Genomic DNA, 24,185 nt, shown 5'->3' on the forward strand with positions numbered 1-24,185 from the left:
GGAACGACCGGCCGCGCTGACCGAGCGCGAAGCGCCGATCTACTTCCGCCTGGACTTCTTCATTTAATTTTTGCCCGCTTTGAGATTCTGATATGAACTTCCGCCACCTGGCCTTCCTGGCCAGGCAGCCTTCTGCTGCCTATGAAAAACGCGATCACTTCTGGGGTATGCCCAAACGTGGGCTGGCGTTCCTGCTGGCCAACGTCATGTTCTGGCAGCCAATGTGGGCGCAGGCGGACGGTATCGTGGTCAGCGCGCCCGGCACCACGCTCGACCGGGCCGGCAACGGCGTGCCCATCATCAACATCGCTACGCCCAACGCCAGCGGCTTGTCGCATAACCAGTTCCACGATTACAACGTGGATGCCCAAGGCGTCATCCTCAACAACGCGACCGGTCGTACTCAGCTGACGCAGATGGGCGGGATCATTCTCGGTAACCCGAACCTGCGCGCAGCGGCTGCGCAAACCATCCTCAATGAAGTCAACGGCGGCAGTCCGAGCCAGTTGCGCGGTTACACCGAAGTGGCAGGGCAGTCGGCGCGTGTGATCGTGGCCAACCCGTACGGCATCAGCTGTAACGGGTGCGGCTTCATCAACACGCCGCGTGTGACCTTGACCACCGGCAAACCGGTGCTGGATGGTGCGGGACGTCTGGATCGTTTTCAGGTCGATCAGGGCAGAATCTCCATCGATGGCAAAGGTCTGGATGCCAGCGCTGTCGACAGTTTTGAAATCATCACCCGCAGTGCGCAAATCAACGCGCAGATTCACGCCAGGCGCCTGAACATCACCACCGGTCGCAACGATGTAAACGCCGACACGCTCAACGCCACTGCGCGGGCCGACGATGGCAGCGCCAAACCGCAACTGGCAATCGACTCCTCGGCACTCGGCGGGATGTATGCCGGGGCGATCAAACTGGTGGGTACCGAGGCGGGTGTCGGCGTGAAACTGGCGGGCGAACTGGCGGCCAGCGCAGGCGATATCCAGATCGACGCCAATGGCCAACTGACGATGGCCAAAGTCACGGCCAGCAACGCGGTCGACATCAAAGCCAAGAGTCTCGAAGCGCAGCAGGCCGTTTACGCGGGCACTCAACTGGCCGTGCAGACCGCGCAGGATCTGGTGAACCAGCAAAGTCTGGCCGCCAGGGACAGCGTTCGCCTGACCAGCGGCGGCACGTTGACCAACGCCGGCGTGATCGAAGCCGGGGTGAACGCGGACAACAGCCGTAACAGCACGGGTGATGTCGCCATCAACAGCGGCGCAGTGAGCAACCGTGGCAGCGTATTGGCCAGCCGCTCCCTGAGTGCGGGGGCTGCCGGTGTGTTCGATAACCAGAACGGTATCGTCCAGGCCAAAAACGTCACGCTGAGCGCCACTCGCCTGGTCAACCAAGGGTCTGACGCGCGCATTTACGGCGAGACCAGCCTGGCGTTCAACGTTCCGGCCATCGTCAACCTCAGCGGCTTGATCCGCTTCGCCGATGGCCAGGCAGCAACACTTTCCGTCGACACTCTGGACAACCGCAAGGGCCGTATCGAAATCGCCGGCGGCAGCTTGAAACTCAATGCGCGGGCGCTGCATAACGACGACGGCAAAATCATTGCCGGACGTCTGGATATCGATACCCGACAACTCGACAACGCTGGCGGTCTGATTGCTGCCAGCCAGAACGAAACCAAAGTCGTCGCCCGCGACCGTCTCGACAACGGCAAAGGCAAGATCCAGGCAAAGACCGACCTCGTTGTGTCGGGCGCCGAGTTGTTCAATCAGGGCGGCACATTGGCGGCCGACTCGATCCGGATCACCGGCACCCGGCTGGATAACAGCGACAAAGGGGTCATCAGTGCCGAAAACGGCAAGGTTGACCTGACACTGGATCAGGACCTCGATAACCACGATGGCAAGGTTCAGGCCTCGGATCGATTGAACGTCGCGGCCCAGAGCATCGACAACCGTAATGCCAGCCTGACCGGCAAAACCCTTGAGGTCACCAGTCGCGGCAAACTCGACAATACCCAGGGCACGATTTCATCCGATGCCAGCGTGCTGGCCAGCGAAGACCTGGACAACACCCAAGGCCTGATTCAGGGCAATACGACCCTGAACCTGACCGCACGCGATCTGGACAACACCAACGGCCAACTGCTCGGCGGTGTTGTCGACGCGACGCTGGACAATCTCACCCGCAATGACAACGGCACGGTCAGCGCCGAAACCGGCAAGCTCACGCTGGTCGTCAACAAGCACCTGAACAATGCCTTGGGCCGACTGCAAGCCAGTCAAGGTGACGTGGATGTTCACGCCGGCAGTGTCGACAACCGCAAAGGTGTGGTGGCTGCTCAACAATTGCTGTTGGTCGCTCGGGATGGCCATATCGACAACCGTGGCGGGCGGGTGATCGGCGATCGCCTCAACCTGCAAGCCGCCAGCCTCGATAACGGCGAGGGCGGTCTGCTGGCGGCGGGTGTTGACGGCGCCCGGTTGATTCTCAAGCACGCTGTTGCCGGTCAGTCGCAACTGCTCAATCAAAAGGGCCGGATCCAGAGCGACGCCGACCTCTACATTGAAAGCGACACGGTCGACAACAGTGCCGGTGTCCTGCTCGGCAAAACCATCGAAGTCAACGCCACACAGCTGAACAACAGCGACAAGGGCGGCATCGTCGGCACGGGCGGTGATATTGCGCTGAACATCGCCGGTGTTTTCAAGAACGTCACGGGTGTAGTCGACGCCGGCGAGCAACATCTGATGCTCGAGCAACTGGTCGAACTCGACAACCGCGGCGGCACGTTGCGCGGTAAACGTCTGGACATCGCCAGTACGTCCATCGACAACCGCGATGCGGGTCAGATCGTTGCCGGTAGCGATGGCCTGAAAATCGTCGGTAGCACCCTGCTGAACCAGCAGGGTGTGATCCTCGCCAATGGCAGCCACGCAGAACTGGCACTGGGCACCGGCAGCCTGCAGAACCAGGGCGGTACGCTGCAGGCCGACACCCTGAACATTACCAGCGCCGACCTCGACAACAGCGCAGTCGATGGCAAGGCCGGATTGATTTCCAGCCTGCTGGGCGATTTGCAACTGACGGTGACACGCCTGACCAACCATGCCGGCAAGCTCTTCGGCAAGGATCAGGTCATTTTCAAGGGCACCAGCCTGGATAACGCGGGTGGCGAGATCAGCGGCAATCGCCTGGGGCTGGAAGCGGTCAGTCAGATTCTCAATCAGGGCGGTCTGATCGAGTCCACGACGGATCTGCAACTGACCGGCGGCCAACTGAACAACAGCGCTGGCGGGCAGATTCGCGCACTGGGCGGCGCCTCCAGCAAGCTCAAACTGAACGGCAACCTGAACAACCAGAACGGCGTCATCGAGATCGGCAGCCAGGATCTGGAACTGGCCGGCGCCCAGCTCAACAACCTCAGCGGCAGCGTTCGTCACGCTGCAAAAGGGCTGTTCGATCTGGACCTGACCAACCTGAACGGCTCTCAAGGCAGCCTCACCGGTCTGGGCAACGGCGTCTGGGATATCGCGTCGGTCAATGGCGTGGGCACCTGGCAACTGAATGGCGGCCTGACCTATACCAGCGCGCAGGATTTGAACCTCAATGTCGGAGATCGCATCGCCAGTACTTCGGCACTCAAGCTCAACGTCGCAAGTCTGAATAACGCCGGTGAACTGGCCACTGACGGCGACCTTACGCTGACCCTCGGCGGCAACCTGATCAACAGCGGGCGTGTGTCCGCTAAACAGAAACTCGTTATCGACGCCAATGACCTGATTCAGCAGGACGGTCGCCTGGTCAGCGGTGGTGACACCGAGCTGACCCTGCGCGGCACTCTCGACAACCTGGGTCGACTGATTGCCAACCAGAACCTCACGGTCTCCGCTGCACGGATCGACAACAAAGGCACGCTGGGCGCACAAGGTAATCTTCTCTTCACTGCCACCAACGGCATCAGCAACGGCCCTGACACTCTGTTGTTCAGCGGCGGAACAATGGAGCTGCACGGCAACAGCCTGAGCAACTACTACGGCGATATCTACAGTCGCGGCAAACTGACCTTCAACGCCGTGGGCGGCGGTCGGGCGTCGTCGTTCAGCAACCTGTCGGGCACCCTCGAAGGCGAAGGTGATATCGACATCAATGCCGTTTCGTTTGAAAACGCCAAGGCTGAATTCGAAATGACCTCGGGGCAGTCGTCCGGCAGCCTGAGTTGGGTCTGTGCTCAGCACTGCGGCGGCGGTGACGGCTGGAAACGCGGTTACATCACCATCAACACCGAGTTCAACGACAAGGTCCTGAAGGACTCGCGCGCGGCACGATTTGTCGCTGGCAACAACCTGACCATTCACGCCAATAACGTCGAAAACCGCTACAGCCTGCTGGCCGCGAACGGCGATCTGACCGTGACGGCCGACAACCTGCTGAACCAAGGTGCAGTGTCGCGCTCGGGCCATCGGGTGGTGAAGATCGGTACTCCAGGGCACATCGACAACAGCCTCTGGGACAAGATGGAGTTCATCGATATCCCGGCGTTCAACGCCGCGACTGCAGCGGGCAACTTCGACGAGGAACGCTTCAACGAGTTGGTCAGCCGCTCCAGCGACTCGCGGTTTGCGCAGACCAGCGACGTCACCACCTGGGATGAAAACGGCAACAACGTTTACTCGGCGGTGCTTCAGGCCGGTGGCAAGGTCAAACTGGACGTCGCTCACAGCATCCAGAACGGCACGCTCTACGACAACACCTACGATCAACTGACCGGCAAGCTTTCCAGCGACCAGACGACGTCGGTCGGCGGCATCAACATCAACCTGGGCAAGCACAGCACCGACGCCAGCGCCCAGGCGCCAAAAGATGTCACCCGGATCGAGCGTATCGACGCCGATGGCGTGAAGCAGATCAGCTTCGTGCCTGTCGATTTCAAGGGCGTGCCGTTTGCCGCGGTCGATCCGACGGCGTCTTCGACGTTCCGTCTGCCGAAAGGCCCCTACGGCTTGTTCGTGCAGAGCTCGAATCCGCAGAGCCATTACCTGATCGAAACCAACCCGGAGCTGACCCAGTCCGCACCGTTCATGAGTTCCGATTACCTGCTGGGCAAGCTCAACTTCAGCGCCGATGAAGCGGCTCGCCGCCTTGGCGATGGCCGCTACGAGACGCGACTGATCAGCGATGCGGTGATGGCCCAGACCGGTCAGCGCTTCCTCGCTGGTGGTTTGAAAAACGACTACGAACAGTTCCGTTATCTGATGGATAACGCGCTCGCCAGCAAGAACGAGCTGAACCTGTCCGTGGGCGTGAGCCTGACGTCCGAGCAAGTTGCGGCACTGACCCACGACATCGTGTGGATGGAAGAGCGCATCGTCGACGGCCAGAAAGTGCTGGTGCCGGTGCTGTATCTGGCCCAGGCCGAGTCCCGCAATGTGCGGGGTGGCAGTCTGATTCAGGGTCGCGATCTTGAGATGATTGCGGGTAACGATCTGGTCAACGTCGGTACGTTGCAGGCCACCAAGGATCTGTCGGTCACTGCCAAAGGCAGCCTCTATCAGGGTGGCCTGGTCGAGGCCAACGAGCGCTTGACGCTGCTCGCCACCGACAGCATCCGCAATGCGCTGGCCGGTGAAATCCGTGGCAATCAGGTCAGCCTCACCAGCCTCAAGGGCGACATCGTCAACGATCGCACCGCGGTCGCCGTACGCGACGGTAATGGCATGCGCACCCTGGTCGACGACGGCGGCAACATCAGCGCTCGCGACACGCTGACCATCAAATCGGCCCGCGACCTCGTCAACTCGTCGTCCATCAGCAGCGGCGGCGACGCCAGCCTGAGCGCTACCCGCGACATCAACCTGTTGGCGACGCGCAACGAAAGCGAACTGCACGAATCGTTTGAGGGCGGTCATCGCTCAGTCATCACCACCACCGTGGAAAACCTCGGTTCCAGCGTGAAAAGTGGCGGCAACCTGAAGCTCGACGCCGGCCGCGACCTCAACGTCATCGCCAGCTCCGCCGAGGCCAAGGGCAACCTGACCGCCGACGCCAAACGCGACATCTACCTGTCCTCGGCGGGCGACGAACACAACGTCGAAACCCACAGCAAGGACGGCAAGAAACGCGTTCACGAAGAAGACAACCACACCGTCCAGAAAGCCGCCGAGTTCATCGCCGGCGGCAACGTGAAAACCAGCTCCGGCCGCGACACCACGCTGGTGGCGAGCAAGATCAGCGCGGGCAATGAAGCCTACGTCTACGCAGGCAGAGACCTGAACCTGCTGGCCGCGCAGAACAAGGACTACACCCTCTACGACATGAAGGAGAAGGGCGGTTTCGGCAACCTGAAACTGCAGCGCGACGAAGTCACCCAGATCACCCACGTTGGCACCGAGATCAAGACCGGCGGCAACCTCTCGCTGGTCAGCAAGGGCGACCAGACCTATCAGGTGGCGAAGCTCGACAGCGGCAAGGACATCATTCTGGACAGCGGCGGCTCCATCACCTTTCAAGGGGTGAAGGATCTGCATGACGAGAGCCATACCAAGACCAACAACAACGCCGCATGGGTATCCGCCAAAGGCCGCGGCAACACCGACGAAACCCTGCGCCAGACCCAGATGATTGCCAAGGGCAACATCGTGATCAAGGCGGTTGATGGGCTGAAGATTGATATCAAGGATGTGAACCAGCAAACCGTCGGCCAGACCATTGATGCGATGGTCAAGGCGGATCCGCAGTTGGCGTGGTTAAAGCAGGCTGAAGCGCGGGGGGATGTTGATTGGCGATTGGTGAAGGAGATTCACGAGTCGTTCAAATATGACAACTCGGGGGTCGGGCCGGCAGCACAAATCGCCATTGCGATCATGATGTCGTTTGTCATGGGGCCAGGTGGGTTGGCGTTAGTGAGCGGTGGCGCCACTGGTGCAATTGCCACGAGTCTGGCAACCACGGCTGTGACTAGCGCCATCAGCAACAAGGGGAACCTGGGCGCTGCTTTCAAGGAAACTTTCAGTGCAGACAGCCTCAAGAACGCCGCTATTGCCGGTATTACGGCGGGCGTGCTCGATTACGGGGACAAGCACTGGTTCGACGCCGCCGCGGGGGGCGTCAAGAACGCGAACATTCTCACCAGTTCCAATTTTACCGATGTTGCGATTCGGACAACGGGTCGAGCGGTCATAACGAGTGGCATTTCCACTGTTACTGGTGGCGGCAGCTTCGGGAGCAACTTCGGCTCTGCTCTCGTGGGTGAGGCGGGCACCGTTGGGATGGCGACCGGGTTCAATTGGATCGGTGACAACACCGTCAAGTTTCCGGAAGGCGGTGTTGTAAAAGTCGTAGCGCATGCGCTGATGGGGGGAGCGATTTCCCAAGCGCTGGGAGGGGATTTTGCCACCGGGGCGGCGGCTGCTGGTTTGAATGAAGCGGCAATGAATGCACTGGTTGGCTTTGCAAATGGGAACGACGATTTACACGTGATGCTTTCGCAGCTAACCGGTCTCATCGGGGCTGCGGCGGTAGGAGGGAACGTTCAGCTCGGGTCCAACATCGCCAGCAATGCTACGACCTACAACTATCTCTATCACCGTGAGGTGAAAGAGATGCTGGCGGAAATGGACAGCAAAACCACGGATGAAGAAAAGCAGGCCGTTCGCCAGAAATACGATGACCTCAATGCTTTGCGAGAGCTTGAGCGAGATGAATTGTGTAAGCAATCCATCGAAACCTGCCAGACCATTTCACGTGACTTGGTGGGTGATGACGAAAAATTGTCTGCGTTGATTGCGCAGTTAAGGCATGAGGGCAAGTCGGTTGCTGCTTGGGTCGGAGAGGTTCAAGAAGGAAATTTACGATCTACCAACTCAATGGCCGCAGTCGTAAACTCGGAAGGCGGAGGTTTCTTCACCAAAATTGGCGCGGAAATAGTCAAGGTTGGTGCTGGTGCAATTCCAGGTTTTGGATCTGGGAAAGGTTCGACTGATACAAAAGGAGCACCTGAAAAAGGTACCCCCCCAGAGAACTGGACGCCTGTCGGGGCGGGAAGAGGTGGTGCATTTAATGAAGCCAAACGTCAATCAGGCATTCCGACAAGCCAGCAACCTTCTCGGATAACACAGAATGTCGATAAACGGGGTGATCCTCAGCCGGGAACTATGTATGAATTTGAGGTTCCTCAATCGGGTGGTGGTACGCGGACAGTAAGAATTCGTGATGACGCGGGGGGGCATGATTACGGCGCTGGAGACCCTCAAAATCGAGGTCCTCATTTCAATGACGAGTCTGGAAATCACTATGACTACTGAAGTTAAAATTTTTAGTACACCAGATATCTCTGTTGATAACGAAGTGCTTAATATTCGACCAGAAAGTGGGAAGGTCAAAGATGTGCTATCTGCTGCCAGTTTTTTGGTCGAAAGCACATCGAGTGAGTCTTGTGTTTTTGTATTAGAGTTTATTGCTAAAATTATTAAAAGGTCGTTACCGGCGTATGAAATTTGGCTATTGGTAGGTAGCTCCGCATGGCAGTCAGACACGAGAATTATCCGCTATCGAGGATTGTGGGGGGCACTGAAGTTACAGGGAGTTGAAATGCCTAAAGCGACTGATTTGAAAGATATTACGGTAGAAGCTGATGGGAAATTAAAGTTCTACGGTGCTCTACGGTTGTCAGAGTTACCTGCTCGAATTGTCGTTGATACGATTTCGGCTGGATACCGCTGTTATATAGTTGCGCTGCCTAGCGATACAGGAGCCGATATTGCTCTATCTATGCCTTGGTCTGGAATTGCAAGTGAGGACTTGGATTTTTACTGCTTGATCTGTGAAGAGAAAGGTCTGCTGTTTAAAATGGTGGGTGAGTTTGATGATCCTGAACGGGGGGTTGTATCAATTGGGTCGCCAATCTTAGTGCAGGAGCTTTTGAGCAGGGTCAAAGAGTAAGTGAGAAAAGTGGGGGGGCAGATTTTATTTAATAAATCCGTCCCCTTTTTTTTGGTGTCCTCTTTGGAGCTTTTACGGCTTTTTCGCTGTGAGGCTTTTTATGAGAAAAATTTATTTGAGCGGTTTTTGAACGAAGAGTTTGACCATTACACAATTGGGTTGTTTTGTGTGGCAATTCAAGAAGTGAAACTCTCAAAGAGTGTCGTTTGTGTTCGTGAAATCAAATTAAACTTGTTTGATGTTGTCATCGATTTTGTGGGCGTGGGAGACGGGAACCGACAGTGTGAATACTGCTCAGTATCGTCAGAATATCGCCAATGGAATTTCGCAAGAAAATGCTGCTCTGAACACCTGGACCGGTACGCTATCCCAATAGTACGGTTTCACGAAGGTCGAGAAAATTGAAGAAGACGGATACACCACTTATGTCACTTTCGGAAAATAGGCGTCTGTTCTCGAAAATACTGGACGGAGAGCTGCCAAGCGCAGTGTTTAACATGATGTTGAAAACCGTTCATGATTTGGATAAGTATGCTTTGGCAGAGGCTTTTCTGGAGGAATATGATCGTTTGGATGACAAAGTTATTTCTGTCATTTGGCATTGGAAAAGTGTCAAGTCGATTAGAGGTACTTCTGATCAGCAACTTGATGAAACAGTTCTTAGGAAAATGAGGGAGGCGGGTTACGAAGTGTGAAAAATAGAAGAAAGGGGGCAATGGAATTGAAAAAAATCAAAGGGCAATCAAAGGGGACGGATCCTGAAGGATCCCCACAAATCTAGTCCAAAGCCTGTGCTTGTTGGTATACCTCGTATCGCAACGCGAGCTCCAACCTCACTAAAGTTTTTTGAGAGGTCGAGCCGCGTCCGCTACGCCAATATTCTAACCCCAGTCACCACAACGACAACACCCGTCAGGAAAAGAGGACCAGGAAAAGAGGACATATTTATTTGATTTAATAAATTCGTCCACTATTGACTTTTAGGCGTGACTCCTTGCGCGGTATTGAAACGAAGCCTGGGCTTGATCGTGATGAGTATCCACCTGCTATGTTCCAAGAAGGTGGTGAAGGGGCGTCTGTAAGGCATATCAACTCTAGTGACAATCGTGGGGCAGGTGCTTGTATTGGTGCTCAATGCAGAGAGTTGCCAAACGGAGCGAAGGTTCGAATAGATGTGGTGGATTAGAAAATGACCAATTTGGAGAAGTTGCTATTAAACGCAAGTCCATCTTTGAGCGAGCGTGAGCCGGAAATATGTGAGCACTCTCGTAAAGTGGCGGGAGTTCTGGCGGATCAACTTTTTGGGATGTTATGTAGACGTAATGGTTTTTATGCTTTGGAAAGTGCATTGCATGTTTTTCCAGCACAGTCGAATCAGCACGAAATTGGTATGGTTGATTGGAATGAGAGCGTTCTATGGCGCAGTGACTACAGGGGTATGGCTGACGGGTGCCTTTTTTTTGCTGAAGATGTTTTTGGTGGGCAATGCTGCATAAAAGATAACAAAATCTATACTTTTGACCCGGAGACGGGGGGAGTGGAGTTTTTAGCTGATGATATTGAAAGCTGGGCACAGATTCTCCTGAGTGATTATGAGGTGCTTACGGGGTATCCGTTAGCGCATCAGTGGCAAGAGCAGAACGGTAAACTTCCTGCTGCGAAGCGTTTGTTACCCAAGGTGCCGTTCATTCTAGGGGGCGAATTTGTATTGGAAAATTTGTATTTGGCTGACGCCGTAAAAGGAATGAAATCTAGAGCTAATATAGCCAATCAAATTAAAAACTTGCCGGATGGTGCTGGAATTAGTTTCAATTTTGATGGTTGATGGCAAAAGAACTAGCGAAGAAAAGTGGGCGGATTTACCTGGTTAAATAAATCCCTCTCTTTTTTATCCAAGAGCAAAGGGGGGTTAATAAATCCGTCCCCTTTCGTTTCACCTTTCGTTTCAATGGCAAGAATGGAGAGATAACGAATTCATTTATTACTATGCCGCCGAGGACAAAATGATGAATAATTTGGTTTGGCTTGAGAGTCTCAAGTATTCGTTTTCTTCAACTGGTTTAGATTATGAAGATCTTTACCATTTGATAGAGGCTGCTATAGTTAGAGGGAAGACTAATTTTCCAGCGTTTATTCACGACGCTTCGCGGGGGTATGGATTTTCAGTGAGTGAAGGCTTTTTTACTCCCTTGATCAGGACTGGGATGATCCAGAAGGTTTTGATGAGGTCAGTTTATTTTTGGGCGAATTGGAGACTTCAAGCATCCCGGTGTGTGACTACGTTTTCCTTATGAAAATTGCAGCTGATGTGTACTCTGACTACTTTCCGGACGAAGGAGGCAGTGTTTTAAGATCTGCTGAAAGATTAGAGGAGCGTTATTCAAAAAGGTTTTCAGTCTAGTTGGATGTGTTTTTTAAGATTAGGAAAAGGTGCGGGTTATTTAATTTAATAAATCCGTAACTTTTTATAGGTTTTGCATTAAGTTGATTTTATGATCTGTGACTCTGGAAAAGGGGACGAAAAAGGGGGCGGATTTATTTGATTGTCGCCAATCTTAGTGCAGGAGCTTTTGAGTGGGGTCAAAGAGTAAGTGAGAAAAGGGGGGCAGATTCTGAGGGAACCCCAAAAAACTATTCCAAGGTCTGCGCTTCGGCTTGGAGGGGGCGACAGCTTTAAGTGGGACTTAAGAGATGATTGACTCGAAAACCGGTGAGCGGATATTAGTTTGCGTCGACGAGATTTATGGACCGTGCATTAGAGTTTCGACATTTCAAGATGGCGGAGCTTTAGAAGAAGTATTGGATGAGAGGTTTTTTGTACTTTATTGGAAAGGCGTTCCGGACGATCTAAAGGATCTGGGAGGGAATGAGTACTTTTTTGGCGGGGCTGCAGATCCGGTTAAACTACAAAAGATTATTGATTCTATCGAGTTTGGTGTAGGTGGGATGGGCTTGCTTGATTAATAATCTGTCTCCTTTTTAGCTAGCGAGAGGGAAATATGCGACGGTCTTTATCTTGGGTGGTAGGTTTTGGCCGATCATGTAAAGGTGGCATGTTAAGAGATCCATTGTGGAGTGATGTCTTGACGTACCTGGAGAAGTCCTGTCGAGACGCGGGAAGCGTAACGATGGATGTTGATGAATTGGCCGGATTTGAACTCTTGACGCTGCAGGTGATTGCGGATGCAGGAAAGTATGTTCTTACTCTGGGGGTGGATGATGGTAATGAGTACGATGTTAGAGTATTTTCCGGAAATGAGAATGTGCTCAAGAAGCTTCATGTGCAAGGGGAGCTTGTAGATAGTTCGATGGTTTGTTTGGACTCTGAGATTGTGGTTGAAGTGTTCAGACAGCTTTTTGATAGTGGTCAGGTATCGCGGGATCTAATGTGTTGACATTGTCGGCATAATGTCACTCTCTTGAATTTAGGTCTTGCTTGGGTTTTTCAATGCTTTTAAATGGCAAGTTTTGTGTGTTTCGAGCACGCTCTTTCTATATGGAAGGAGAACTGGTTAGTGAAATGTTATTGTTTTTCTTCAAGCTCAGCACGTCTGGCTGGAATTCTCTGAGTATTGGCGAAGGCGTCGCTATTGTTTCTTGCAATGTGCCGGAGTGCGAAGCTCAATTGGCCGGCGTTGTGGATGGACATATCGATTACCCTGTTGTGTCGCTTTCGGAACTGGATATGTTTATCGGAAAAGAGATTCGCCGTATTTTTGAGTATCAAATTCCGGGAATCGAAGCAGGATGTATAGGGCTTTATTTTGATTGCGGCGGGTGTGGATTCAGTGTTGCAGAAATAAATGACAGCCTGTCAGTTCGAAATGGTGTGATTGATTTGGGTATCGAGATCCGAATGGTTGAACTGGATCCTGGAGCCTATTCAAATGAGCATCATCAGCACGCCGAATCGAACGATTGACGACAAAATAGTGGCCATCTAGTATCGCGCCAATATTTGATATCACCTCCGTCTTGTTACGCTCATTAGGGAAGATTCATACGTGAACAAACCTGCACTCGTCACTTTGACCTTGGCAATCGCGCTTGCAGGTTGCCATTCCAACGTTCGGGATTCTTCTCCCAGTCTGCTGAAAGACGGTGTCCTGCTGCATCAGAATGCGGTGGCGGTCGATGCGCAGCACGCCAAGGTTGTGATGAAAGCGTCGGGCTCGACGATCCCTGTAGAGTTTTCGATCCGTCGTGCAGACGATCCCGACCGCCGCATGGAAGTGTTGGGAACCGTTGTGGATTCGGGGCGAGGCAAGGTGTTCGGCTGGATTGCCAAGCTCAACGAAGTGGGCAACAGCGCAGTGGCCAAACGTTTCCCGCAACTGGAAACCCAGGCCGATGCCGATAAGACAATTGAAGTGTTGGGCTATGCGAATGGCCCTCGCAGCGGGGTTCTCCGTACCTGCGGGCCACTGAACAATTCGTTTATGCCAGAGCGCGGCAAAGCCTATCTGGTGGAGTTCGAGTTTGTTGGCGACGGTTGCGAGCAGCACGTCTATGACGTTACTCAGCCCGAGCAGCGCATTCCGGTGAAGAGCTGATCTGCTGAATTTGTATGTGAATGCGAAATGAAAACGCCCCGATAGATTCGGGGCGTTTTCATTTGTCATGCAGCATGCCTATCGGAACGCCGGCACCACATGCTTGATAAACAGCTCCAGCGACTTCTTCTTCTCCGCATGCGGCAAGCTGTTGTCACACCAGAAACTGAACTCATCCACCCCCAGTTCCTGGTAGTACTTGATCCGCGGAATGATTTCTTCCGGCGTGCCGATCATCGCCGTCTTGTGCAGGCTCTCCAGCTCAAACTCCGGACGCCCGGCAAACTTCTCTTCCGGGCTCGGGGCGAGGAAGCCGTTCACCGGCACTTCCTTGTTGCCGAACCACGCATCGAAGGTGCGGTAGAAACGCGAAATTGCCTTGGCACCAACTTTCCAGCCTTCCGGGTCATCCACTGAATGCACGTGGGTATGACGCAGCACCATCAATTGTGGGCGCGGCACATCAGGGTTGTTGTCCAGTGCAGTCTGGAATTTGTTCTTCAGGTCGAGGACTTCTTCATCGCCCTTCATCAACGGCGTGACCATCACGTTGCAGCCGTTGGCCACGGCGAAGTTGTGCGAGTCCGGGTCGCGGGCGGCGATCCACATTGGCGGGTTGGGCTTCTGGATCGGTTTCGGCACGCTGGTGGAGGTGGGGAATTTCCAGATATCGCCATCGTGGGCGTAGTCGCCTTGCCACAGGGCGCGCACCACCGGAACCATTTCCCGCAGCGCCTGGCCGCCGGATGAGGCGGGCATACCGCCGGCCATGCGATCGAACTCCACCTGATAGGCGCCGCGCGCCAGGCCTACTTCCATCCGGCCGTTGCTGATCACGTCGAGCAATGCGCATTCACCGGCAACCCGCAGCGGGTGCCAGAACGGCGCGATGATGGTGCCGGCGCCGAGGTGAATGGTGGTGGTTTTGGCGGCGAGGTAGGCCAGCAACGGCATCGGGCTCGGCGAGATGGTGTATTCCATGGCGTGGTGTTCGCCGATCCACACGGTGCTGAAACCGCCGGCCTCGGCCATCAACGTCAGTTCGGTCAGGTCTTCGAACAGTTGACGGTGGCTGACGCTTTCGTCCCAGCGCTCCATGTGTACGAACAGGGAAAATTTCATGACGCTACCTCGAATCTCTTGTGGTCGGCCGGTCGCTTGCCAGCCTGTTTAAGGGCAATCGTGGGGATCAGGCGAAGGCGGGCAGGGCACCCATCTTGCCGTGGCAATACACCAGCGGGCCGGCATCCTGTTGGGGCACTATGAGGTTCTTCACCGCGCCGACCATGATCGCGTGGTCGCCGCCTTCGTATTCGCGCCACAACTCACATTCGATGATAGCTGTCGCGTTCGCCAGGATCGGGTTGCCCAGTTCGCTCAGCGTCCAATCGATGCCCTGCGCCTTGTCCTTGCCTTTGCGGGCGAACGCGTAGGCTTCGCTCTGTTGTCCGCCGGACAGGACGTGAATGGCAAAGCGTTTGTTTTTGATCAGGACGGGATAGGAGTCGGAGCTGTAGTTGGGGCAGAACAGCACCAGGGCCGGGTCCATCGACAGCGAACTGAACGCGCTGGCGGTCAGGCCGACGATCTGGCCGTCGTCATCGAGCGTGGTGATGACGGTGACGCCGGACGGGAACGAGCCCATGACTTGTTTGTAGACGGCAGCATCGATCATTGGTCAATCCTCGAGTGCGGTGAAGCGTGTTTTTATGTGTTTATGGGTCTGATGGTATACCGTAATACATCGATTGCAAGTGCTTTTTTGATGAAACGATAAACGTGGTGCATTCGTCGGAAACTCAGCATTTATGGGCCTTTCGTCTAGCCGTGAAGCCTGGCTATCGGGGAGGATGCCGGATCAGTTGCCGCCGCAAACAGCGGATCAGTCTTGTGAAAATATTGGAATACCATAATATGGTGTTCATCTGAGGGGCGGCCAAGAACGTCCCCGGTTTGGCTTCATACAACGATAAGAACAGACCCAATCGAGTTCATATATGTCCCAGATGTCCCGGCAAGATCCGTTGATCGAGAATCACACGGTCGACTACGTCCCACTCGCGGAACGCCACGGGAAGGCCCGCGACCTTTTCACTCTTTGGTTCAGCACCAACATTGCGCCACTGCCTATCGTTACCGGCGCCATGGTGGTTCAGGTATTTCATCTCGACTTGTTCTGGGGGCTGCTGGCGATTGCGCTAGGGCACATGATTGGCGGCGTGGTGATCGCGCTGGCCTCGGCGCAAGGCCCGCGCATGGGCATTCCGCAGATGGTGCAGAGTCGTGGCCAATTCGGGCGTTACGGCGCGTTGCTGATCGTGTTCTTCGCGGCGATCATCTATATCGGCTTCTTCATTTCCAACATCGTGCTGGCCGGCAAGTCCATCGTCGGCATTGCGCCGTCGGTGCCGGCGCCGTTGAGCATTCTGATCGGCGCGCTCAGCGCCACGGCCATCGGTGTGATCGGCTACAACTTCATCCATACGCTGAACCGTATTGGCACCTGGGTGATGGGCAGCGCGCTGCTGGCCGGATTCATCTACATCTTTGCCCATGAGTTGCCGGCGGACTTCTTTACCCGTGGCAGCTTCAATCTGTCCGGGTGGCTTGCGACGGTATCACTGGGGATCATCTGGCAGATCAGCTTCTCGCCGTACGTCTCTGACTATTCCCGTTACCTGCCGGCGAACATCGGGATCAGCAAGCCATTTATCGCGACTTATCTGGGCGCAACGCTGGGCACAATCCTGTCGTTCACCTTCGGCGCGGTGGCGGTGTTGGCAACGCCGGAAGGCACCGAGGCGATGGCAGCGGTCAAGCAGTCCACCGGTTGGCTGGGGCCGATTCTGATGGTGTTGTTCCTGCTCAACATCATCAGTCACAACGCGCTGAATCTGTATGGCGCGGTGCTGTCGATCATCACCTCGATCCAGACCTTCGCCAGCCAGTGGACGCCAAGTATCAAGGTGCGGGTGGTGTTGTCGAGCGTGGTGCTGGCGGGCTGCTGCGTGGTGGCGCTGGGGGCGTCGGCGGACTTCATTTCCGAGTTCATCGGATTGATTCTGGCGCTGCTTCTGGTGCTGGTGCCGTGGGCGTCGATCAACCTGATCGACTTTTACCTGATCAAGCGCGGCAGCTACGACATTGCCTCGATCTTCCGCGCTGATGGCGGGATCTACGGGCGTTTCAATCTGCACGCGATCATTGCCTATTTCATCGGCATCATCGTGCAGCTGCCCTTCGCCAATACCTCGTTGTATGTCGGCCCGTACGCCAATCTGGTGGAGGGAGCGGACCTGTCGTGGCTGGTTGGTTTGATCGTGACGTGCCCGTTGTATTACTGCCTGGCGACCCGTGGACAGGCGCAGGAGAGAAGGGCGACACAGTTGGGCTTTACCGACTGATCCTGCGCACGCTGCTCAAACAATGCCCGGCCAATCGCCGGGCATTGTCGTTTCAGTATTCTGGCGGTCACGCAAATTGGCCATATCGATCCCCTTTTGGCCAACCGGCTACTGTGCTGCGGCTACGCTGTCGGCAAGAATCGAAGCCACAACTAAATGCCGCACCTTCCTTGCCCTTGGCTGATCTGACAGCCGCTGCCGTGTACAGAACATAAAAACCATCGACTCACGCTGCATTCGGGGAAACACAATATGGTCACGATGAAACGCATTCTGGGCGCTACAGTTTTCGGGCTGACGCTGCTGGCCAGCGCAGTACAAGCCGAACAGCGCGAACTGCGGGTATACAACTGGGCGGATTACATTCTGCCGTCAGTGCCCAAGGACTTCGCCGCCAAAAGCAACATCAAAGTGACCTGGGACACCTTCGATACCAACGAATCCCTCGAAGCCAAGCTGCTGACCGGTAACTCCGGCTACGACCTGGTAGTGCCGTCGAACCAGTTTCTCGATACCCAGATCAAGGCCGGCGTGTTCCAGAAACTCGACAAGTCCAAGCTGCCGAACTGGAGTCACCAGGACCCGGCGTTACTGAAGTTGCTCGACTCCAACGACCCCGGCAATCAGTACGGCGTGCCCTACATGGTCGGCACGGTGCTGATCGGTTTCAACCCGGCGAAGGTCAAGGCTGCGCTTGGCGAGAATGCACCCGTGGACAGCTGGGACCTGGTGTTCAAACCGGAGAACATGGAAAAACTCAAATCCTGCGGCGTGGCGATGCTCGATTCGCCTTCGGAAATCCTCCCGCTGGCCCTGCATTACCTGGGCCTCGACCCGAACAGCCAGAACCCGGCGGACTATGAGAAAGCCAAGGACCTGATGCTCAAGGTTCGCCCTTACGTCACCTACTTCAACTCGGCCAAATACATGACCGACATCGCCAACGGCGACATCTGCGTGGCCATCGGTTACTCCGGCAGCTTCTACCAGTTCGGCAACCGTGCCAAAGAGGCGAAGAACGGCGTAGTAGTCGACTGGCGTTTGCCGAAGGAGGGAGCGCCGATCTGGTTCGACACCTTCGCCATTCCGAAGAGCGCGAAGAACGTTGAGGAGGCCCACGAGTTCCTCAACACGCTGCTCGAACCGAAGGTCATCGCGTCGATCAGTGATTTCCTCGGCTACCCGAATGCCAACAAGGATTCGCTGCCGCTGATCAACAAGGAAATCACCGGCAACCCGAACCTGACGCCGACCAGCGAAGCGCTTAAGACGCTGTACGTAGTGCAGCCATTGCCGCAGAAACTGGAGCGGGTGCGCACGCGAGTCTGGACCAGCATCAAGTCTGATAAATAGGTTCAAAGCCGTGGGAGCCGTTTGCTCCCACGGCTGTTATTTCGCCTGGCTTTCCTCGGGCGACTTGTCCTTCGTCAGTACCAGACTGAGCAACACCGACGCCAGAATCAGCCCGCCGACAATCGCCAGCGACCACTCCACCGGCATGTGAAACCACGGCATCGCCGTCATCTTCCCGCCGATGAACACCAGCACCAGCGCCAGTCCGTACTTGAGCAGGTGGAAGCGGTCGGCCATGTCCGCCAGCAAAAAGTACAGCGCCCGCAGCCCCATGATCGCAAAGATGTTAGACGTGAAAATGATGAACGGATCGGTTGTCACCGCGAAAATCGCCGGGATGCTGTCGACCGCGAACATCAGGTCACTGGCCTCGATCAGCACCAGCACCAGAAACATCGGGGTGGCCCAGCGCACGCCGTTCTGCAGCACAAAAAAGCGCTCGCCGTGAAAGCCGCTGGTGATCCGCAGGTGCCCGCGTACCCAGCGTAGAAGCGGATTGTTATCCAGGTCCGGTTGCTGCTCGGCGAACACCAGCATCTTGATCCCGGTGATGATCAGGAACACGCCGAACACATACAGCAGCCACGTGAACTGCGAAACCAGCCACACCCCGGCAAAGATCATCGCCGCCCGCATCACGATCGCGCCGAGTACCCCGTACAACAGCACCCGGCGCTGCAACTCCGGCGGCACGGAGAAGTAGCTGAAGATCATCACGAAGACGAACATGTTGTCGATCGACAGCGACTGCTCGATCAGATAACCGGTGAGGAACTCCAGGGTCTTGCGCTGGGCGATTTCGGGCCCGAATTCGCCGTTCAGATACCACCAGAGCAGCCCGGCGAAGGCCAGCGCCAACATGCACCAGGCAATCACCCATGACGACGCTTCGCGTACCGACACCCGATGCGCCTTGCGCCCACCGAAGACGAACAAGTCAACGGCCAGCATGGCGAGGACAAAAACGATGAAAGCGATCCACATCCAGGGTTCGCCGATGTTGATGGGGTGCATGTCGTTCTCCCTGTCTTTATGTTTTTCGGGGTAGACGGGGCCATGCTAGTAGGAGCGTTCCGACGAAGAAAAATCGTTTATTTTTTGGCTATTGTTCGTTAAAAACGAAGTGTCGGGCGAGGCGACGAGGATCGCTTGTTTTCAGTCAGCGCTTCTTTGCTAACCTCGCCGTTCGATTCAGCCCTGTCAACGGGGCCACCAAAGGAGCGACGATCATCGACACGCCAGATCCTCAAGCCGTCTGCAGCCCGATTACCAGCGCTGCGATATTCATCGTGGCGACCCTCAACGCCGAGGCCGAGGCGGCCGAAAAAGTCCGTGGCTGGTGCGCCGATATCGCGGGTTTGACACGCTCGGTCGGCAAGCGCGTTCCCTCGGGAAGCCTGTCCTGCGTCTGTGGTTTTTCCTCCAGCGCCTGGGATCGCCTGTTCGGCAGTCCGCGACCGGCGTCCTTGCATGACTTTCGCGAATTCGGCGTAGAAGGGCGGCGCGCCGTCTCCACGCCTGGCGACCTGCTGCTGCACATTCGCGCCGATCAGATGGATCTGTGTTTCGAGCTGGCGACGCAGTTGATGTCCGCGCTGGACGGCGCCGTGACCGTCACTGACGAGGTACAGGGTTTCCGCTATTTCGACATGCGCAGCATCATCGGTTTCGTCGACGGCACCGAAAACCCGGTCGGCCGCAAAGCCGAGCATTTCACCCTCGTAGGCGATGAAGATCAGGCATTCAGCGGCGGCAGTTATGTGCTGGTGCAGAAGTATCTGCACAACATGAAGGCGTGGAACGAATTGCCGGTCGAGGCACAGGAGCGGGTGATCGGGCGAACCAAACTGTCCGATATCGAGCTTGATGATTCGGTCAAGCCGAGCAACTCCCACAGCGCCTTGACCACCATCACCAAGGACGGCGAGGAAGTGAAGATCCTGCGTGACAACATGCCGTTCGGCCGGCCCGGCGCAGGCGAATTCGGCACCTATTTCATTGGCTACGCGCGTTCGCCGGAGCCGCTTGAACAGATGCTGGAGAACATGTTCGTCGGCAAGCCACCGGGCAACTATGACCGGTTGCTGGACTTCAGCACGGCGGTCACCGGCAGTCTGTTCTTCGTGCCTTCGGCGGATTTGCTGGAAGAACTGGCAGAGCGATAAAAAACGGCGGGATCAATTGATCCCGCCGTTTTGCATTTACTTGCCTGCCGCCAGTGCTGGCGTACGTGGCGGCACCAAGCGTTTCGACCCGGTTGCCTCGAATGCAGCTGCCAGTCGCAACAGAGTCGAATCGTCATAAGCACGACCGGCAAACGTCAGCCCCACCGGCATACCAATGTCAGCCATCACGCCCATCGGCACCGTGACGGTCGGCACGCCAAGGTGACGAATCGCGAGGTTGCCGTTGGCCACCCAGATACCGTTGCTCCAGGCGATGTCGGCCGAGGCCGGGTTGACGTCGGCATCGGCCGGCCCCACGTCGGCGTTGGTCGGGAACAGCACGGCGTCGAGGCCGAGGCGATCCATCCAGTCTTCGAGGTCGAGCTTGCGGGTTTTCTCCAGGCCGCGCAGGCCGTCCGGTAGCGTCGGGATCTGATCCCACGGTGTGATACCGCGTTCGGCCATGCGTACGTATTCGTCCATGCCGGCGGCGAGGTCGCCTTCACGATTGGGCAGGGTGCCCGGGTCGTGCGGGAAGATTTTCGGGCCGTCGACGTCTGCCAGACGGTTGAGTTTCGGGTCGCCGTTGGCACGCAGGAAATCATCGAACGCCCATGCCGACAGGTCCCACAGTTCGTGGTGCATGAATTCTTTGGAGACGATGCCGCGATTGAACACGGTCGGTGCGCCCGGACGATCCCCTTCGCAGTTGGACACCAGCGGGAAATCCACTTCGATCACTTCGGCACCGGCGGCTTCGAGGGCCTGACGAGCCTGATTCCACAGATCGATCACCGAGGCGCGGGTGTTGATGCGCTGCCCGGTCGGGCCGCCGATGCCCGGCTCGTCGCTGGTGCCGGCCTCAGGGTCGGCGTTGATGTACATGCGCGGCACGCCCAGGCGTTTGCCGGCCAGCGCATCGCTTTTCACTGCCAATTCCAGATAGGAAGCAGGGCGCACCGAGGCAACGCTCGGAATCGGCACCCACGGTTGCAGGCGCCACAGGTCGCCACGGGTGTCGGTGTCTTCGGCCACCACTACGTCAAGCACTTCCAGCAGGTCAGCCATGGTGCGCGCGTAGGGCACCACCACGTCCATGGTTGGCGTCAGCGGCCAATTGCCGCGCACCGAAATCACCCCGCGCGACGGCGTGTAGGCGCACAGGCCATTGTTGGACGCCGGGCCGCGACCGCTCGACCAGGTTTCTTCCGCCAGACCGAATGCCGAGAAGCTGGCAGCGGTGGCGGTGCCGGCACCGTTCGACGAGCCGGAAGCAAACGGCGCAGTCAGATAATCAGCGTTGTACGGGCTTTCGGCGCGGCCGTAGACACCGCGCTGCATCCCGCCATTGGCCATCGGCGGCATGTTGGTCTTGCCCAGGCAGATCGCACCGCCTGCACGCAGGCGCTCGATGGTGAACGCATCGCGCTGGGCCACCAGATCGGCGAACGCCGGACTGCCGGACGCGGCGGTCAGGCCTTTGACCAGATAACTGTCCTTGGCGGTGTAGGGGATGCCGTCCAGCGGGCCGAGGGTTTCGCCCTTGGCGCGACGGGCATCGGAGGCTTGCGCTTCTTTCAAGGCCTCGGGATTGCGCACGATCACCGCGTTCAGGGCGGTGGCGGTGTCCGGGCCGTCAAAGGCGTCGATGCGCGCCAGATACGCCTGAACCAGTTCAACCGCCGTGGTCTGGCCGGATTCGAGCGCCGAGCGCAGTTGAGCAATGGAGACTTCAGTGACTTCGATCATGCTGTTACCGCCGACAGGTTCGCTAAAGGGGGGTTGATCATTGTTATCGTCGAAACGTGTCAAACAATCTTGATGGACGAAACTCTACCCTGAAGTTTGCCGCATGGCATGTCTTAATTCGATAAATATCGACAAAAATCAGCGAAAAAATTCTCCGGGCGTTTCTCCGAATTGCTGACGAAAGGCTGCGATGAACGCCGACGTCGAATCATAACCGCAGGCCAGAGCCACTTCTGTGACGCGTTCGCCACGTTCCAGCGGCGTCAGCGCACCCAGCAAACGCAAGCGTTGGCGCCAGGCGCGAAAGGTCAGGCCGGTATCGCGCAGGAACAGCCGGCTCAGGGTTTTCTCGGTCACGCCGAACTGTTCGCTCCAGTGACTGAGTGTGGTCTGCTGTTCCGGATGTTGCTCGAGACTTTGATAGATCTGCCGCAAACGGATGTCCTGGGGTAGTGGCAGCATCAGGTCGATTTGCGGGGCTTCGGCCAATTGATCGAGGATCACCTGTGCCAGGCGCCCGTGAGGGCCGCTCTGGTCATACTCGACAGGAATCTGACTGAAGGCCCGAATCAACTCACGCAAAAGATCACTGACACCGAGCACATGGCAACGCTCCAGCGCCCAACTTGCTACGCTGCAATCGATGTACAGACTGCGCATTTCCGTGTGCGGTGAACTGAATACCCGATGCGGCACACCCGCCGGAATCCACACGGCGCGCTCCGGCGGTGCAACGAAACGACCGGCAGCGGTCTGCACTTCGAGCACGCCCTGGATCGCGTAAGACAATTGCACCCACGGATGACTGTGGCGGCGGGTCAGGGCGCGATTGGGCAGCGATTCGGTGCGTCCGTACAGTGGACGCGGAAGGCTCGGCAGCCCGGGAATACTGCGTCTGACGCTCTTGTCGTGTCCTTTTGGCGGCATCTTGAGGCTCTTCGGCGTTAGTCGGTAATTTCCAGTCACGTTAGAGTCGCTTCCACGTACTGGCAACCCCCGGAAGAACAAACCATGACGCGCCCAAGATTCTTGCCCGACAACTTCACCCTGACCCTGATCGGCGTGGTGCTGCTCGCCAGCTTCCTGCCCGCCAGCGGCCAAGTCGCGGTCGGCTTCGGCTGGCTGACCAATATCGCGATTGCGCTGCTGTTTTTTCTGCACGGCGCCAAGCTTTCGCGCGAATCGATCATCGCCGGCGCCGGTCACTGGCGCCTGCACCTGTTGGTGTTCGGTCTGACCTTTGTCCTGTTCCCGTTGCTGGGCCTGGCGCTCAAACCGCTGCTGTCGCCGTTGGTGGGCGATAACCTGTACATGGGCATGCTCTACCTCTGCGCACTGCCGGCCACGGTGCAGTCGGCGATTGCCTTCACGTCGCTGGCCCGGGGGAATATTCCGGCGGCGATTTGCAGCGCGGCAGCGTCCAGCCTGTTCGGGATCTTTCTGACGCCGCTGCTGGTGACGCTGCTGTTGAACGTGCACGGTGACGGCGGTTCGACCGTCGACGCGATCCTGAAAATCAGCGTGCAACTGTTGCTGCCGTTCATCGCCGGTCAGATCGCCCGCCGCTGGATCGGCGCCTGGGTCGGTCGCAACAAGAACTGGCTGAAATTCGTCGATCAAGGCTCGATTCTGCTGGTGGTCTACGGCGCGTTCAGCGAGGCGGTGAACGAAGGCATCTGGCATCAGATTCCGGTGATCGATCTGTTGGGGCTGGTGGTGGCCTGCTGCATCCTGTTGGCTCTGGTGCTGCTGGCGTCGACGGTGCTGGGCAAGGCGTTCGGTTTCAGCCAGGAAGATCGCATCACCATTTTGTTCTGCGGTTCGAAAAAGAGCCTGGCCACTGGTGTGCCGATGGCGCAGGTATTGTTTGCCGGTAGCACGATTGGCGTGCTGATTCTGCCGCTGATGCTGTTCCACCAGATCCAGTTGATGGTGTGTGCGGTGCTGGCGCAGCGTTATGCCAAGCGGCCGGAATCGGTGCCTGAGTTGATGGCGCAGGTTGATCCTTGATCACG

The 24,185-nt window shown here is 56.6% G+C and carries 18 protein-coding genes; 13 read left to right on the forward strand and 5 right to left on the reverse strand.

Annotation, left to right across the window (positions count from 1 at the left end):
- Window positions 1-92 precede the first annotated feature (92 nt).
- The 9 genes from ACW9HX_RS21885 (at window position 93) to ACW9HX_RS21925 (ending at window position 13,499) form a co-directional block, all read left to right on the forward strand.
- Window positions 93-8,309 carry a two-partner secretion domain-containing protein gene (locus ACW9HX_RS21885; RefSeq protein WP_457382210.1) on the forward strand — a complete coding sequence of 2,739 codons (8,217 nt, stop codon included), beginning with the start codon at window positions 93-95 and terminating at the stop codon, window positions 8,307-8,309.
- Window positions 8,299-8,946, forward strand: coding sequence for a hypothetical protein (locus tag ACW9HX_RS21890; protein WP_457382211.1), 648 nt, complete (start codon window positions 8,299-8,301; stop codon window positions 8,944-8,946). The genes ACW9HX_RS21885 and ACW9HX_RS21890 overlap by 11 nt, the downstream gene beginning before the upstream one ends.
- A gap of 401 nt (window positions 8,947-9,347) precedes the next feature.
- Window positions 9,348-9,641, forward strand: a complete 294-nt coding sequence (locus ACW9HX_RS21895) for a hypothetical protein (protein ID WP_457382212.1) — start codon at window positions 9,348-9,350, stop codon at window positions 9,639-9,641.
- Between the two features lie 299 nt (window positions 9,642-9,940).
- A complete protein-coding gene (locus ACW9HX_RS21900) occupies window positions 9,941-10,132 on the forward strand; it encodes a NucA/NucB deoxyribonuclease domain-containing protein (protein ID WP_457382213.1) in 192 nt (63 codons plus the stop codon).
- A 3-nt stretch (window positions 10,133-10,135) separates the two neighbouring features.
- Window positions 10,136-10,771: an SMI1/KNR4 family protein gene (locus ACW9HX_RS21905; RefSeq protein WP_457382214.1), complete on the forward strand. Its 636-nt coding sequence runs from the start codon at window positions 10,136-10,138 to the stop codon at window positions 10,769-10,771.
- Between the two features lie 866 nt (window positions 10,772-11,637).
- Complete coding sequence (locus ACW9HX_RS21910; RefSeq protein ID WP_457382215.1) at window positions 11,638-11,910, forward strand: hypothetical protein; 273 nt, start codon at window positions 11,638-11,640, stop codon at window positions 11,908-11,910.
- Between the two features lie 35 nt (window positions 11,911-11,945).
- On the forward strand, window positions 11,946-12,341 hold the full coding sequence (locus tag ACW9HX_RS21915) for a DUF6911 family protein (protein ID WP_457382216.1): 396 nt from the start codon (window positions 11,946-11,948) through the stop codon (window positions 12,339-12,341).
- A 101-nt stretch (window positions 12,342-12,442) separates the two neighbouring features.
- Entirely contained in the window at window positions 12,443-12,868 is a 426-nt protein-coding gene (locus ACW9HX_RS21920) for a hypothetical protein (protein ID WP_457382217.1), read from the forward strand.
- 82 nt (window positions 12,869-12,950) lie between these two features.
- Window positions 12,951-13,499, forward strand: coding sequence for a hypothetical protein (locus tag ACW9HX_RS21925; RefSeq protein WP_457382218.1), 549 nt, complete (start codon window positions 12,951-12,953; stop codon window positions 13,497-13,499).
- Between the two features lie 78 nt (window positions 13,500-13,577).
- Here ACW9HX_RS21925 and ACW9HX_RS21930 read toward each other — a convergent pair whose 3' ends face one another.
- Both ACW9HX_RS21930 and ACW9HX_RS21935 read right to left on the reverse strand, forming a co-directional pair.
- Window positions 13,578-14,621 (reverse strand): LLM class flavin-dependent oxidoreductase, encoded by a 1,044-nt coding sequence (locus ACW9HX_RS21930; protein ID WP_457382219.1) that lies wholly within the window; start codon window positions 14,619-14,621, stop codon window positions 13,578-13,580.
- A gap of 67 nt (window positions 14,622-14,688) precedes the next feature.
- Window positions 14,689-15,174: a flavin reductase family protein gene (locus ACW9HX_RS21935; protein WP_457382220.1), complete on the reverse strand. Its 486-nt coding sequence runs from the start codon at window positions 15,172-15,174 to the stop codon at window positions 14,689-14,691.
- Between the two features lie 322 nt (window positions 15,175-15,496).
- Between ACW9HX_RS21935 and ACW9HX_RS21940 the strand changes: the two genes are divergently transcribed.
- Both ACW9HX_RS21940 and ACW9HX_RS21945 read left to right on the forward strand, forming a co-directional pair.
- On the forward strand, window positions 15,497-16,903 hold the full coding sequence (locus tag ACW9HX_RS21940; RefSeq protein ID WP_457382221.1) for a purine-cytosine permease family protein: 1,407 nt from the start codon (window positions 15,497-15,499) through the stop codon (window positions 16,901-16,903).
- A gap of 252 nt (window positions 16,904-17,155) precedes the next feature.
- Window positions 17,156-18,256: a polyamine ABC transporter substrate-binding protein gene (locus ACW9HX_RS21945; protein WP_457382222.1), complete on the forward strand. Its 1,101-nt coding sequence runs from the start codon at window positions 17,156-17,158 to the stop codon at window positions 18,254-18,256.
- A 36-nt stretch (window positions 18,257-18,292) separates the two neighbouring features.
- Here ACW9HX_RS21945 and ACW9HX_RS21950 read toward each other — a convergent pair whose 3' ends face one another.
- Complete coding sequence (locus ACW9HX_RS21950) at window positions 18,293-19,270, reverse strand: TerC family protein (protein ID WP_457382223.1); 978 nt, start codon at window positions 19,268-19,270, stop codon at window positions 18,293-18,295.
- 212 nt (window positions 19,271-19,482) lie between these two features.
- Between ACW9HX_RS21950 and ACW9HX_RS21955 the strand changes: the two genes are divergently transcribed.
- Window positions 19,483-20,421 carry a Dyp-type peroxidase gene (locus ACW9HX_RS21955; RefSeq protein ID WP_457382241.1) on the forward strand — a complete coding sequence of 313 codons (939 nt, stop codon included), beginning with the start codon at window positions 19,483-19,485 and terminating at the stop codon, window positions 20,419-20,421.
- 36 nt (window positions 20,422-20,457) lie between these two features.
- On the opposite strand, the gene ACW9HX_RS21960 is transcribed toward ACW9HX_RS21955, so the two are convergent.
- Window positions 20,458-22,170, reverse strand: a complete 1,713-nt coding sequence (locus ACW9HX_RS21960) for an amidase (RefSeq protein WP_457382224.1) — start codon at window positions 22,168-22,170, stop codon at window positions 20,458-20,460.
- Window positions 22,171-22,308: 138 nt separating this feature from the next.
- Window positions 22,309-23,097, reverse strand: coding sequence for an AraC family transcriptional regulator (locus ACW9HX_RS21965; RefSeq protein ID WP_249486525.1), 789 nt, complete (start codon window positions 23,095-23,097; stop codon window positions 22,309-22,311).
- An 84-nt stretch (window positions 23,098-23,181) separates the two neighbouring features.
- Between ACW9HX_RS21965 and ACW9HX_RS21970 the strand changes: the two genes are divergently transcribed.
- Window positions 23,182-24,180 carry a bile acid:sodium symporter family protein gene (locus ACW9HX_RS21970; protein WP_457382225.1) on the forward strand — a complete coding sequence of 333 codons (999 nt, stop codon included), beginning with the start codon at window positions 23,182-23,184 and terminating at the stop codon, window positions 24,178-24,180.
- The last annotated feature ends 5 nt before the right edge of the window (window positions 24,181-24,185 follow it).

The sequence above is a fragment of the Pseudomonas sp. SDO52101_S400 genome (assembly GCF_054071635.1).